Raw genomic sequence first — 13,847 nt, forward strand, 5'->3', positions numbered from 1 at the left:
CGACCATCCGGTCCGAAGACTGGGACAGCCGGGATCTCTCGGGGGAGAGCCACAGCCAGGTCGCCTTCATCGACGTGGACATGACCGAGGCGTCGGGTCAGGGCGCGGCCTTCTCCGAGTGCACCTTTCGAAATGTCCGATTCAACGCTTCCGTGCACTCCGACGCCGCGTTCGCGAACTGCACCTTCATCCGGTGCTCGTTCTTCGACGCCACCTTCACGGGATGCAAGTTCGTGGGCAGCGTGTTCAGCGACTGCGCCTTCAACCTCCTGAAGGTCGTCGGCGGTGACTGGTCGTTCGTCGGGCTTCCCGGGGCCGACCTGCGCGGCGCCTCCTTCAGCGACGTCCGGATGCGTGAGGCCGATCTCACGGGCGCCCGATTCCAGGGGGCCTCGCTCCGTCAGGCCGACCTTTCCGGAGCGTGGTTTCACGGCGCCGACCTCTCCCGCTGCGACCTCCGGGGGAGCGAGCTGTCCGCACTGGACCCGTCCACCGTCACGTTGAAAGGCGCGGTGATCGACCTTCAGCAGGCGGCCATGCTCGCCACCGCACTGGGCCTCGAGGTGCGTGCCATGTGAGGACCCGAGCTCGGAGAGCCGTTGTGGTCCGCAGCGGCTCCCCAGTTGGTCCGGGTCCCGCAGCCCATCCGTTCCGGCAGTTCCCAGGGGAGTTTTTCGAAGGGATGGAGGCCGATGGTCCCGGGATCGGCCTTCAATCCGCAGAGCGGGCCTTCAGCCCGTCGGCTCTCGCCGACCCGGAGATCTTTCCGACGCTCCCCGCTCCACCTCGTCGCGTACGTCAGGCTGTCGCAGGGCGGCGGCGAGCAGGGTGTCGAGCGCCTGCTGGGACGCCTGAAGCCGCGTGATCGCTTCGGCGGTGCGGGCGCGTTCCCGCCGCAGATGGCTGATCATGCCCGGACACATCGACGGCACCGGCCGCTCGTCCTCGTCGTGGACGCAGTGCAGGACCTGGGCGATGACGGCGGTGGGAAGGCCCGCGGCGAGCAGGGCACGGATGTGACCCACCGCGATGGCGTCCGATTCGGTGTACTCGCGGTAGCCGTTGGCAAGCCGTACCGGCCGGAGCAGCCCCTGCTCCTCGTAGTAGCGCAGTAGTCGCTGGCTCACCCCTGTCCTGCGGGCCACGGCACTGATCCGCATGCGTCCTCCCCATCGCCGATTGACCTTCACATTGATGTGAGACCTTAACCTCCCTTCGCCAGCCGTTGACAGAGGTGAAGGAGCCGGCGATGTCGGGAGCAGTGATCATCGGGGCGGGCCCGGGAATCGGGCGGTCGGTCGCCCTGCGGTTCGCGCGAGAGGGCATGCCGGTCGCCCTCGTGGCCCGTACCGGAAAAACGGTGAGAGCGGTGGCCGAGGCCGTCGCCCCCTCCGGCGTGCGGGTCGTCTCCCTGACCGCCGACAGCGCCGACGAGACGGCGCTGCGGGCAGCCCTCGACGCGGCGGCCGACGAGTTCGGCCCGCCGGACGTCGTGGTGTACAACGCGGCGATCATCCAGCCCGACTCGCCCGGCGAGCTGTCCGTACGGGCTCACCAGGACGCCTGGGTGGTCAACGTGGTCGGAGCACTCACCGCCGCCGCACAGGTCGCGCCCGCGATGGCACGGCGCGGAAGCGGTTCGTTCATCCTCACCGGCGGGATGCCCGAACCGGAGCCGCGGTACGTGAGCCTCTCGCTCGGCAAGGCCGGAGTCCGGGCGCTGGTGACGCTCCTCGACAAGGAGTACGGGCCGTCCGGCGTCCACGTGGCCACCGTGACCGTGGCCGGCCCCGTCGCCCCGGGTACGGCCTTCGATCCGGACGACATCGCCGAGCACTACTGGCGGCTGCACACCCAGCCGCGACACCGATGGGAACGGGAGGTCGTCCACAGCGGACCGACCGTCACCGGCGAAGCGACCCTCGCGACCGCCACCACACAGGATGCCGGTGGAGATCGGCGTTGATCGGCGCCGGGCCTTTCCAGGGAGAAGGGCTCGGCACCGCCGAAGTGACGCCTCCGCGCCTCAGGGTGCCGTCGCCATGTTCCGCGTGCGGATGCCTTCGAGGATCAGGGACAGGCCGTGCTCGAAGGCCTCGTCGCCGTGCGGGGGGCCGCTCTCCATGACGGCCGCGAGGAGGTCCGGCCGATCGGCGAGCCATCGGCGCGCGTCGTCGAGGTCTTCTTCCGGTTCTCGCGTGGGCCGGGCCTGCTCTTCCAGGACGAACCCGGTGACGTAGTGGTCCAGGGTGAACAGGCCGCGCAGGGCCTCGCGCGGCGAGAGGCCGGCTCGGTCCAGCGACTCCAGAGCGACCTGCAGGGCCGGGTGGGTGCCGGGCCCGGGCCTGGCGCCGACGAAGAGCCGAGCGGCGTCGCGGTGGGAGTTGAGCATGCGCCGCTGATCCCGCATGCGTTCGGCGAGCCAGTCCTGCCAGGGCTCACCCTTGCCGAGAGGGCGCGGGGGAACCTCCCGGGTCAGCGCGTCGGCCATCTCGTCGAGCAGTTCCTGCTTATTCTTGAAGTGCCAGTACAGCGCCGGAGCCTGCACCCCCAGCTCCGTGGCCAGCCGGCGCAGGGTCAGCCGCTCCAGGCCGACCTCGTTCAGCAGCCGCAGCGCGGTGGCGACGATCATGTCGCGTTCCAGTGCCATGTTGACAGTTTAACAACGTTCAATGCACCCTTAACAACGTTAAATCGAACAGCGTTAAGGGGAGATCGTTGAGCCACACCGAAGTGCTGATCGTGGGTGCCGGGCCGACCGGCCTGACCCTGGCCTGCGATCTGATCCGACGGGGCATCGACTGCCGGATCGTGGAGCGGAGTCCCGTCCCCCAGATCGGCTCCCGGGGCTTCACCCTCAAGCCCCGCAGCCTGGAGATCCTCGATGACCTCGGTGCCGCCCGCCGCATCGTCGCGGCCGCCCAGGTGCAGTCCCGGACCCGGTTCCATCTGGGTCGGCCGCTGCTGTTCGATCTGCGAGTGCCACCCGCACCGCCCAGCGAACAGCGCCCCTACCCCAACTCCCTGGCCATTCCCGAGTGCTCGACCGAGGCCATCCTGCGCGAGCGGCTGACCGAGCTGGGTGGCTCCGTCGAGTTCGGCTGCCGGCTGGTCGATTTCCGTTCCGATGACGACTCCACCGACGGCGGGGAGATCATCGCGACGCTGGAGCGCGACGGTGTCACCGAGACCGTTCACGCCGCCTATCTCGTCGGCGCGGACGGGGGGCGCAGCACGGTCCGCCGTCGCCTGGGCCTGGCCTTCTCCGGCTCCACCGACGACGACACCCGCGCGCTGATCGCCGACGTGAACGTCGAAGGGCTGGACCACCACGACGCGGTGCATTTCTGGATGACCGACGGCGGGCACGTCCTCGTGCTCAGGCCGATCCCCCACGCCGAGACCTGGCAGATCGTGGCCTCTCTCGCCCCCGACGCCGACGGCGACTGGCCGGAGGCCTCACTTGAGTATCTGCGGCAGGCGGTGACCGAGCGCACCGGCCGCGACGACATCCGCCTGACCGACCCGGCCTGGCTCTCAGCGTGGCGTTACAACCTGCGAATGGTCGACACCTACCGCGTCGGCCGCGTGTTCCTCGCGGGCGACGCCGCTCACGTGCACAGCCCGTTCGGCGGATTCGGCATGAACACCGGGATCCAGGACGCCTACAACCTCGGCTGGAAGCTCGGTCTCGTCCTCCGGGGCAGCGCTGCCGACTCCCTGCTCGACACCTACGAAACCGAACGGCTGCCCGTCGCACGTGCGGTCCTGGCCGAAAGCGACAGGCGATTCTCCGCCGCGACCCCACCCCGGTTCGTCCGGCCGTTGTTACGGTTCATCCTCAGGTCGTTCTTCGCCCGGCAGCAGCGTGGCGACCGAAACGACCACCCCACCTACCGCGCCAGCACCTTGAGCCAGGACCTGGCCGATCGCCGAAGTCCTCTTCGCGCCGGTGACGTCGCCCCCGACGGACCCGTCCGGCTTGGCACCGGCGCGGCCCTCACCCGCCTGTTCGATCTGTTCCGCGGACCGCACTTCACCGTCCTGACCTTCGGCCCCCACCGGGCCGAAACGGTTCAGCGCGCGGTCAACGGCCTGGGTGATCACCTGCACGCCTACGCGGTCGTCGCGCCGGGGTGGCAGGTCCCCGCGGGCACCACCGCCCTGGAGGATCCGCACGGCCTCATCCGGCACGGCTACGGCGCGCGTGAGAACACCCTCGTCGTCGTCCGGCCGGACGGCTACATCGGGCTCCTCGCGCACGCCCCTGCCGATCACACCTTGCATGCCTACCTCGACCGGATCACCATTCGGAGCCACAGTCCCATCCGCCCTTGATCTGCTCAAGGCTCCTGCTCCTTCTCCGAATGCCGCATACTCATCACCCCGCGAGGTACTCATGGCGTTCGTCACGCCGATCGCGATCTCGCTGGCGATCCGGGTCACGCAGCTGGCCCCGGGCCACGAGGAGTATCTCGGCTACATCATCGCTGCGGTGCTGGCGGCGCCGCTGTTCGGGATGCTCAGCGATCGCACCCGTACCCGGCTCGGTCGCCGCCGCCGTTCCTGATCGGCCTGACGATCGTCGGCGGCGGCGTCGCGCTGCTGCCGACGGCCGCCCGGGTGCCGTTAGCGTGTCTCAGCGCTCGATTCCCGCCAGGATCACCTCGTCGAGCACGACCGCGGCGGTCGGCTGGCCGGGCTGGTCGTACTGTCCCGCGGTGATGGCGACCGCGAGGTCCAGCGCGGGCGCCACGTAGATCCGCTGGCCGCCGTTGCCGAACCCGGCCGTCCAGGTGTCGCCCACGTACCACTGGTAGCCGTAGTGGAAGCCCTCGTCGATCCGCACGTGCGGGCGCAGCGCCGTCGCCAGCCAGGACGGGGGCACGACGCCGCCGCCCCCGTCGAGCACGAGCCGTCCGATCGCCAGGAGGTCACGAGGGGTCAGCCGTAGCCCGGAGGCCGCCATGGCCACCCCGTCCTCGCCGGTCGACCACTCGAAGCGCGTGATCCCCAGCGGCTCGAACAGCCTGGCGCGCGCGTAGTCCGCCAGCGCCGACCCCGTGCCCTTCTCGATGAGCCGGGCCACCAGCGCCGAGGCGCCTCCGCAGTAGGACCATCGGACGCCGGGCTCGTCCACGACCCGCTGCCCCAGGACGTACCGGAAGCGGTCGGGGGCGAGCTCCATCGCGACCTCGCTGTTGGCCGCGCTCGTATAGGGGACGTCCTCGTTCCACTCCAGGCCGAGCGTCATGGTGAGCGCGTGCTCGACCGTCAGCGCGGCGCGCCGGGGGTCCTCCGCGAGGTCCGGATACTCGGGGAAATGCCGTAGCAGCGGCTCGTGCGGCTCCGGCACCCGGCCGTCGGCCAGGGCGATGCCGTACAGGAGGCCGACGACGCTCTTGGTGACCGAGCGGATGTCGTGGAGCGTGTCGGGGGTGAAGCGCATGTGGCCGAGCGGCTCGTTCAGTTTGAAGTCCTCGCCCTGGTCGTAGTGTTCGAGGATCACCTGGCCGCGGCGGACGGCGACGACGGCATGGAGACCGGGCACCCGGCCCTGCTCGACGGCCAGGGCGAGGCGGTCGGCGAGTGTGTGGCTGTTCATGATCCAGTTTTACGCTTTACCACCGTGTCAGGGTCAACCCGGTCGCCGGCCGGCACCGCCCGCGACCGTCCGGTAACCGGGCGGCACCTCGAAACCACGATGAGGATCCGGGGCACCGGTCACGGTCCGGGGCGAGGGGCGTCGGACACCGTCGACCGGAGGCCGGCCCTGCCTGGGCGACGGGGTGGGGGAATCGCCGATGGGCACCGGTCCGGTGACCGCGGACGTGATGATCTGTCGGTGCTCGGTGGCATTCTGGGGACGTGACGATCCATGCGGTGAGCCCCCTGTTCGTCGGGCGTGCGGATGAGCTGGCCGTTCTGGAGGAGAGGCTCGCCCGGGCGCGTTCCGGGTCGGTGTCGACCGTGCTCGTCGGCGGCGAGGCCGGCGTCGGCAAGACCCGTCTCATCAGGGAGTTCGCCGGACAGGCCGGTGACTGCCGGGTGCTCATCGGCGGATGTCTCGAGCTGGGCACCGACGGCCTGCCGTTCGCCCCGTTCACCGCGGTGCTGCGCAAGCTCGTGCGCGACCTCGGGCAGGAGGGGATCGCCGCGTTGCTGCCCGGTGGCACGACGGGGGGTCTCGCCCGGCTGCTGCCGGAGTTCGGCGAGCCCGACAAGGACGGCGCCGAGGCTCGTTCCCGGCTGTTCGAGCAGGTCCTGGGCCTGCTGGAGCGGCTCGCCGAGATCGAGCCGACGGTTCTGATCATCGAGGACGCCCACTGGGCCGACCGCTCCACCCGCGACCTGCTGTCGTTCCTGGTCCGCTACCTGCGCTCCGACGCGCGTCTGCTGACCCTCGTCACCTACAGGTCCGACGAGCTCCACCGCAGGCATCCGCTGCGCCCGCTGCTGGCCGAGCTCGGCCGGGTCGACCAGGTCACCCGGTTCGAGCTGCGCAGACTGAGCCGGCGTGAGGTGGCGGAGCAGGCCGCGAGCATTCTCGACAGGATGCCGGACACCGTCGACATGGACGTCGTCTACGCGCGCAGCGAGGGAAATCCGTTGTTCGTCGAGGCGCTGCTGAGCGAGGGCGACGCGGACGAGACCCTGCCCGACTCGCTGCGCGACCTGCTGCTGGCCAGCGTCGAGCGACTGCCGGAGGAGACCCAGGAGCTGCTGCGGGTGGCCAGCGCCGGGGGAGCCAGGATCGAGCACGCGCTGCTCGCCGCGGTCGCCGGAGTCGACGACGACGCGCTCTCCCGCGCGCTGCGCCCGGCGGTGGCGGGCAACGTGCTCGTGGTCGACGGCGAGGGCTACGCCTTCAGGCACGCCCTGATCCGCGAGGCCGTCCACGACGACCTGCTGCCCGGTGAGCGCACTCGCCTGCACACCCGCTTCGCCGAGGCCCTGGAGAGGGATCTCGCCATCCTGCCCGCCCCTCGGGGGGCCATCGAGCTGGCGCATCACTGGCATGCCGCGCACGACGCGCTCTGGGCGCTCGTCAGCGCGTGGCGTGCGGCCGCGGCCGCCAGGAAGTCGGTGGCCTACGGTGAGCAGCTGCGGATGCTCGACAGGGTGCTGGAGCTGTGGGAGCGGGTGCCCGACGCGGCGGAGAGGATCGAGACCGACCACGTCGACGTGATGCGGCAGACCATCACCGTGGCGCACCTGGCGGGAGAGTTCGAACACGGGCTCTCCCTCGCCAAGGCGGCCCTGCGCGAGATCGACACCGGCACCGACCCGATCCGCGCGGCCCGGCTGCTGAGACAGCGAGGGCTCGTCAGATACGACCTCAGCCGACCGGGCTTTGTCGACGACCTGCGCACCGCCGTTCCGCTCGTGCCCACCGACCCGCCGACGTCGCTACGCGCCCGGGTGCTGGAGAGCCTCGCCCGCGTGCTCCACGCCCCCGACACCTGGGAGGAGAGAGGAGCCCTGGCCGAGGAGGCCATTCGCGTCGCCCATCAGGTGGGTGACGCCGCCACCGAGGCACACGCGCTCGTCACGCTCGCCTGGTCTCGCTACCGCTACTCCGAAGTTGAGTCCCAGGTCGTGGCGTACACACGGGCACGGGAGATCGCGGGCCGGGCCGGCAACTACAGCGCGCTGCTGCGGACCGCCATCTCCGAGTCCGACTCGCTCGAAGGGGCCGGGCGGCACGCGGAGGCCGCCGAGGTCGCCCGCAGGGGCATCGCGGACGCCGATGTGTACGGCCTGGCCCGCACGTCGGGCGCCTTCCTGGCGATCAACCTGGCCGAGCCCCTGATCTCGCTGGGGCGCTGGAGCGAGGCGCTTGAGGTCGTCAAGCACGCCCTGGAGACTGCGCCGCCGTTGCCGTACCGGGCGAGCCTGCAGGGTCTGGCCACCGACATCGCGCTGGCCCGCGGCGACCTCGACCGGGCCGAGTCACTCCTCCAGAGCGCGTGGACCGTGCTCGCCCGTGGCAACTTCCGAGACCAGAACACGCTGCCTCACCACTGCAGGGAGATCGAGCTGCTGCTGGCACGTGATCGCGGAGACGAGGCGTTCGCACTGGTCGAGCGGATCCTGGCCGAGCACGATCTGACGATCACCCCTCGCTACGCCTGGCCGATGCTCGTCGCGAGCGTCCGGGCCGCCGGGCCGCTGCTGCCCGAGCTGCGGACGCTCGCGGGCAAGATCGAGGTGGACGGAGGGCTCCAGGAGGCCTGGAGCCTCACCTTCGCCGCCGAGGCGACCCGTGCCTCCGGGGCGCCCGACCGGGGGGCGTGGGATGCGGCCGTCGCCGCCTGGGCGGCCCTGCGCCAGCCGTACGCGGAGGCCCGCGCCCTGCTCGGCGCCGCCCGGGTCACCGTCGCCGGAGGAGAGCGCGAGGAGACGGCCCGATACCTGACGCGGGCGGCGGAGCTCGCCGATCACGTCGGCGCCGCGCCGCTGGCCGCCGAGATCGGCGACCTCGCCAAACGGGCGAGGATTCCGGTCGCCGGCGAGCCGTCCACCGGGGAGGCCCGGCTCGGGCTCACCGCACGCGAGCACGAGGTGCTCCGACTGGTGGCGGACGGCCGCAGCAACCGTGAGATCGCCGGTGAGCTGTTCATCTCGGCGAAGACGGCCAGCGTGCACGTCTCCAACATCCTCGCCAAGCTGGGCGTCGCCTCACGAGGAGAGGCGGCGGCCATGGCTCACCAGCAGAACCTGTTCGGCTGAGGGTTTTCGACGGACGGAGAAGCCAGGGGCAGGATCGTGACGACCGAAGGAACCAGGGGATCACAACTCGCCCGGCGGGGGAGAGCGATCTGGAAAGGCCTGGAAGCGCCCGGGAGTGATCCGCCTCGGTGGGTAATGTCCGGAAAGGTGAAGGGGTTCGTGTGGATTTTCTGGGGTGATCGGGGATCTCCGGCCATCTCATGGGGAGGAGAGAGGGCAGACGAAAGGAGAGGCCGATGCGCGGGCTCGTGTGGATGAAGGATGAGGGCGCCGAATACGCGGAAGTCGACCTCGCGTCGGAGCTGACGGCGGTCGGGGTGGCGCTCGGGACGGACCCCGTGCCCTACCGGCTGGAATACACCCTGCGGACCTTTCCCGGATACGTGACCGAGTTGCTCTGCGTACGGGCTCACGGCGCGGGCTGGCACCGGGCGCTCGACCTGCGCCGCTCGGCGCACGGCACCTGGTCGTGCGAGACGAAGGCGGAGGGCGACCTCGAAGGGCCGCCGCCCGGCGGGGACATGAACGTCCTGAACGACGCGCTCGACTGCGACCTCGGGCTCTCGCCGCTGACGAACACCATGCCGGTGCTCCGGCACGGCCTCAACGACTGCGAGGGGCGGATGGACTTCGTCATGGCCTGGGTCCGGGTTCCCCACCTGCAGGTGACCCGCGAGACCCAGCGCTACACGCATCTGAGCCCCGGATCGGTGCGTTTCGAGAGCGAGGGCTTCAGCGCGGACCTCGCCTTCGACCACGACGGGATCGTCGCCGACTATCCGGGCCTGGCGAAGCTGATCGGTCCGTGACGACGCGCGTCGTCGCCGCATGCCGCATGCGAGACGATTGAGGGGCTTCATGGGTTTTCGCCGGTGACCTACGGCTCTCCTCCGTCGACAATCATGGAAGCTCCACGCCGGCGAACACGATCCCCAGTTCGTAGGCCCGGACCACTGCCTGGGTGCGATCGCGGGCGTCGAGCTTGTCGAGGACGTTGCGCACGTGCGTCTTGACCGTCTCCCGGGACACGAACAGCGTCGCCGCGATTTCGGCGTTGTTCTGCCCGCGGGCGATCTGACGCAGGACGGCCAGCTCCCTCGGGGTGAGGTCCGATGACGACCGTGACGTCGCCGTCCCGTGATGGGTTGCCGCGATGCGGCGCAGCGCGTCGGGGAAGAGGACCGCCTCCCGGCCGTGCACCAGGCGGATGGCGTCCACCAGTTCGTTCGCGGGAGCCCGTTTGAGGAGGTACCCGGCGGCTCCGGCTCGCAGGGCGCCCCAGACGAGCTGGTCGTTCTCGAATGTGGTGACCACGATGACACGGGTCCCGGGGGACCTGCGGGAGAGTTCCCTGGTCGCCGTGAGTCCGTCCATGTACGGCATCCGGATGTCCATGAGGACCACCCCGGCGCCGATACCCAGCGCGACGGCCTCGCGCCCGTCCGAGGCCTCGCCGACGACCTCGATGTCCGGATGGACGGAGAGCATCGTCGACCATCCGGAGCGGATGAGTCTCTCGTCGTCGGCGACGACAACGCGGATCACTTCGACCGGAGCGGCAGCGTCGCCCGTATGCCCCATGTGTTGTCCACCTCCCTCCATTCGCAGGTCCCACCGACCAGGCGGGCCCGCATCCGCATCCCGACCAGCCCGCGCCCCTCCCGGGGAGGGGAGGCGGACGGAGTGCCGGCGGCATCGTTCTCGACGGACAGGACAAGTTCCGTACCGACGGTGACGTGCATCCTGACCCGTCCGCGGCCGTGCCGGAGGGCGTTGGTGACAGCCTCCCGGGCGATCGCGTAGGCCACCCGCGACGTATGTTCCGGGACCTCGCCGACCGGGCCGATGTCGCACTCCACATCCAGCCCGCGGGTCAGTTTGCCGAGAGAGCGCAGCGTGGGCGCCCCCGCCGTGTCCGCGTCGTCGAGGACGCCCAGGAGGACGTCGAGATCCTGCTGCGCGTCACGCGCGGTGGTGACCAGATGGTCGAGGGACCGGGTCACCTCCTCCCCGGCGTCCCGTCCCTGGAGAACCGCCTGGGCGGCCATCCCCTGAACGAGGACGACACTGAGGGCGTGACCGACGGAGTCATGAAGCTCAAGGGCGAGGGTCTGCCGGCGATCGAGGGCCTCGATCGCGTGCGAGGGGTCGGATCGGAGGAGTCTTCGCACAGCCCATCGCTGGGCGACTCCGGCCGTGACCATCACGGCGACGGCGACGGCGAGGACGGCGAGAAACTGGACCACCGGCGCGGGATCCTCCTGCCACTGCCCGATGTCGACCACCTGGACGAAGCCGGGCAGCAGAACGAGCGCCACCGCGCTCAAGGTGGCGCCGAGGAAAAGGTGCAGGGTCGTGAGAATCCAGAGATAGAGACGGTCCACGCGCTCCGGCACGTCCACCCGGAGCAGCTCGGACAGGGCGATGACCTCGATGCGCTGGACGAGTGGCACCGACGTGACGAGAACCGCGGCGGGCAGGCAGGCGACCCACAACAGCAGGATGCGCGTCAGGGACGGGTCAGCCAGGAACAGGAGGGCGAGAGCCGCGGCGACGGGGGTCAGCAACGCGGCTCCCAGCAACTGGTACAGCCCCGCTTTCAGCACGCGGACGATGCGATCCCTCATGTGGCGCCTCCGCGTCGGTGATCAGGGCGAGCCACGATCGAGCCGCCGTTCGCGGTTCCTCTCTTACGGCGAGGCTAATCCACGAACTTCGTCGAGACCTCACTCGCAAGGGGGAGGCAGGCGTGGGCGATGACGAGCGAGGCTGACGAGTGACGCAGCGCTTGTCCGGCTTATCCGGGCTCATCTGGAGGTCGCCATGACGAACTCGTTCACCGTCCGCGCGGAGGTGCCGCCGGTAGGGAGGTGGCGATGGCCGGTGTGGGCGGGATACGCGGCGTGCGGATGGGCCGTGCTGTACGGCTGCGTACTGCTGGCGATCGCCCTCGACGGCGGGTCGCTGTTCGGCCTTCCGCATAGCGCATGGGTGGCCGCCCCCCTCCTGCTTGCCGCCGCGGTCGCCGCGGCCGCCACCGTCCGCCCGTGGGGGCGGCGACTTCCGCGTCGTGCCGTGTCGGCCGCCGTGTGGACCGCGGCCGTGCTGGCCCTCGGGAGCAGCGCCTTCGTGCTCCTGAACCTGATAGAGCTGGCCACGACCGGTACCGTCCGCGACCGCCACGGCGACGGAGACTGGCCGGGTTTCATCGAGCGCCTGTGCTTCGCAGTGGGCGCCGTCCTGCTGGTCGCCACCGCGCTGTCGTGGCGCCACCGTACGGCGGGCACCTGCCCTCGCTGCGGCCGGGCACATTCCCCGTGGGCGGTGACGGCCCTGGAGCATCCGGCGGCGCATGCCGCGTCGCGTCGTGTGCGCCGGATCGCCTACGCCGGCTGCGCGGTGTTCGTTCCCTACTACGCCATCCACGGCGTTCACGTGGCCGGTTACGCCCTGGACGGCTCGAGGTTCCCATCGAGCGGCGCTCTGACCTGGTCTCGCTGGTTCCTCCTCGGCGTCCTCATCGCGCTCGCCGTCTTTCTGCTGCTGGGCCTGGTACGACCGTGGGGAATGACGTTCCCGCGCTGGACACTGTGGGCGGCGGGCAGGCGAGTGCCCCGGTTCCTGCCGCTGACACCGGTGTGGGTGGTGGCCCCGACGCTCGCCGTGTACGGCACGGGAGGCGGGATCTACACGATCCTGGCCGCCGCCGGGGTCGTCGGCCACTATGACACCGAGACGCTGCTGCTCGCCGCGGCGGCCATGACGGCGTTCGGCGGGTACGGATGGGCCCTCGCGATCGCCGCCGTGTCCTACCGGCTCCGCACCCGGCCACGCTGTGTGCCGGGGGCCCGAGACTCCGTGGCCCCGCACCGTGACCTCCCATCCCAGCCTGCCGAAACCCGACCAGGAGCCCCCCGATCATGATGCCTTTCGCGATTCACGCCGGACTGATGTTCGACGGCACGAGCGTGTCCGGACCCACGACGGTGTTCTTGGAGGACGGGCGGATCACCGGGGTGGACACCTCCGGTGCGCTTCCCCCCGAGGGAGTGGCCCTGGCCGACCTCGGGGCGGACGCGTTCCTGATGCCGGGTCTCATCGACCCTCACACGCATCTCGGCTTCGACGCCGGCCCCGACCCGGTGACCTCGTTCACCACCGCCGGCGACGCGGAACTGCTGGCCTGGATGCGGATCGCGGCCGGCCGGGCGCTCCACGCCGGTGTCACGACCGTGCGCGACCTCGGCGACCGCAACTACCTGGCGCTGACACTGGGCACGGAGTCGGACCGGCACCCCGGAAGTGGCCCGGAGATCCTCGCAGCCGGGCCCCCGATCACCACGCCCGGCGGCCACTGCCACTTCATGGGAGGCGCGGCCGAAGGAGCCGCGGCCTTGCGCGACGCGGTGCGGGACCGGCACGAGCGGGGCTGCGCGGTGGTAAAGATCATGTTGAGCGGCGGCCTCATGACGCCGGGCTCGGCGCCGCACGAGGCCCAGTACTCCCTGGCCGACCTGCGGATCGTCGTGGACGAGGCGCACCGGCTCGGCCTGCCGGTCGCCGCCCACGCGCACGGCACGCCGGCGATCAGAGACGCCCTGACGGCGGGAGTGGACAGCATCGAACACGCGACCTTCATGACGGCGGACGGGGTCGACGCCGACCCCGCCCTGCTCGCCGCCATCGCCGAAAGCGACGTCTTCGTGAGCCTGACGACCGGAATCGCCCCCGGCGATTCGACGCCGGTCCTGCCGCCGGAGGTCGCCAAGCGTGTGCGGGCCGTGCATGAGGCCTTCAGGAACCTGTACGAGCGTGGCGCCAGGATCGTGCGCGGTACGGACGCCGGCATCGCGCAGCTCAAGCCACACGACGTGCTGCCGTACGCCATCGCCCAGAGCACCGCGGACGGTCCGTCACCGCTGGAGGCACTTGTCGCGGCGACCGGCCTCGCCGCCGAGGCGTGCGGGGTCGCCGACCGGAAGGGACGGATCGCGGTGGGCACGGACGCCGACCTGCTCGTCGTCACCGGAAACCCCCTCGACGATCTCGATCGGCTCCGGGATGTCCGGGCGGTCTTCCGCGCGGGTGTCCGGGTCCGATGAACCGGGCGGAGG

Annotated in this window: 13 protein-coding genes; 8 read left to right on the plus strand and 5 right to left on the minus strand. The window is 70.7% G+C overall.

Annotated features, from left to right (window positions below; translation table 11 throughout):
* Window positions 1-578 (plus strand): pentapeptide repeat-containing protein (locus CHC08_RS16340; protein WP_245878358.1); only part of this gene is annotated, 578 nt, incomplete at its 5' end.
* Between the two features lie 153 nt (window positions 579-731).
* Here CHC08_RS16340 and CHC08_RS16345 read toward each other — a convergent pair.
* Window positions 732-1,160, minus strand: coding sequence for a MerR family transcriptional regulator (locus CHC08_RS16345; RefSeq protein ID WP_089208149.1), 429 nt, complete (start codon window positions 1,158-1,160; stop codon window positions 732-734).
* 89 nt (window positions 1,161-1,249) lie between these two features.
* Here CHC08_RS16345 and CHC08_RS16350 point away from each other — a divergent pair, with 89 nt between their 5' ends.
* The gene (locus CHC08_RS16350) at window positions 1,250-1,966 is read left to right on the plus strand and encodes an SDR family NAD(P)-dependent oxidoreductase (RefSeq protein WP_089208150.1); all 717 of its coding nucleotides are present in this window, start codon (window positions 1,250-1,252) and stop codon (window positions 1,964-1,966) included.
* 60 nt (window positions 1,967-2,026) lie between these two features.
* Here CHC08_RS16350 and CHC08_RS16355 read toward each other — a convergent pair whose 3' ends face one another.
* Window positions 2,027-2,650, minus strand: a complete 624-nt coding sequence (locus CHC08_RS16355; RefSeq protein WP_089208151.1) for a TetR/AcrR family transcriptional regulator C-terminal domain-containing protein — start codon at window positions 2,648-2,650, stop codon at window positions 2,027-2,029.
* A 68-nt stretch (window positions 2,651-2,718) separates the two neighbouring features.
* On the opposite strand from CHC08_RS16355, the gene CHC08_RS16360 reads away from it, so the two are divergent.
* Both CHC08_RS16360 and CHC08_RS49600 read left to right on the plus strand, forming a co-directional pair.
* Complete coding sequence (locus CHC08_RS16360; RefSeq protein WP_089208152.1) at window positions 2,719-4,338, plus strand: FAD-dependent monooxygenase; 1,620 nt, start codon at window positions 2,719-2,721, stop codon at window positions 4,336-4,338.
* A 61-nt stretch (window positions 4,339-4,399) separates the two neighbouring features.
* A complete protein-coding gene (locus CHC08_RS49600; protein WP_179282072.1) occupies window positions 4,400-4,570 on the plus strand; it encodes a hypothetical protein in 171 nt (56 codons plus the stop codon).
* Window positions 4,571-4,639: 69 nt separating this feature from the next.
* On the opposite strand, the gene CHC08_RS16365 is transcribed toward CHC08_RS49600, so the two are convergent.
* Complete coding sequence (locus tag CHC08_RS16365) at window positions 4,640-5,605, minus strand: serine hydrolase domain-containing protein (protein WP_089208153.1); 966 nt, start codon at window positions 5,603-5,605, stop codon at window positions 4,640-4,642.
* Window positions 5,606-5,868: 263 nt separating this feature from the next.
* Here CHC08_RS16365 and CHC08_RS52400 point away from each other — a divergent pair, with 263 nt between their 5' ends.
* Both CHC08_RS52400 and CHC08_RS16375 read left to right on the plus strand, forming a co-directional pair.
* Entirely contained in the window at window positions 5,869-8,733 is a 2,865-nt protein-coding gene (locus tag CHC08_RS52400) for a helix-turn-helix transcriptional regulator (protein ID WP_089208154.1), read from the plus strand.
* A 236-nt stretch (window positions 8,734-8,969) separates the two neighbouring features.
* A complete protein-coding gene (locus CHC08_RS16375; RefSeq protein ID WP_089208155.1) occupies window positions 8,970-9,542 on the plus strand; it encodes a putative glycolipid-binding domain-containing protein in 573 nt (190 codons plus the stop codon).
* A gap of 91 nt (window positions 9,543-9,633) precedes the next feature.
* Here CHC08_RS16375 and CHC08_RS16380 read toward each other — a convergent pair whose 3' ends face one another.
* A complete protein-coding gene (locus CHC08_RS16380; protein WP_245878359.1) occupies window positions 9,634-10,314 on the minus strand; it encodes a response regulator transcription factor in 681 nt (226 codons plus the stop codon).
* On the minus strand, window positions 10,275-11,360 hold the full coding sequence (locus tag CHC08_RS16385) for a sensor histidine kinase (RefSeq protein WP_089208157.1): 1,086 nt from the start codon (window positions 11,358-11,360) through the stop codon (window positions 10,275-10,277). The genes CHC08_RS16380 and CHC08_RS16385 overlap by 40 nt, the downstream gene beginning before the upstream one ends.
* A gap of 196 nt (window positions 11,361-11,556) precedes the next feature.
* Here CHC08_RS16385 and CHC08_RS16390 point away from each other — a divergent pair, with 196 nt between their 5' ends.
* Entirely contained in the window at window positions 11,557-12,657 is a 1,101-nt protein-coding gene (locus tag CHC08_RS16390; RefSeq protein WP_089208158.1) for a hypothetical protein, read from the plus strand.
* Window positions 12,654-13,835 (plus strand): amidohydrolase family protein, encoded by a 1,182-nt coding sequence (locus CHC08_RS16395; protein WP_089208159.1) that lies wholly within the window; start codon window positions 12,654-12,656, stop codon window positions 13,833-13,835. The genes CHC08_RS16390 and CHC08_RS16395 overlap by 4 nt, the downstream gene beginning before the upstream one ends.
* Window positions 13,836-13,847: the final 12 nt, after the last annotated feature.

The sequence above is a fragment of the Streptosporangium subroseum genome, assembly GCF_900188345.1.
Classification (GTDB): domain Bacteria; phylum Actinomycetota; class Actinomycetes; order Streptosporangiales; family Streptosporangiaceae; genus Streptosporangium; species Streptosporangium subroseum.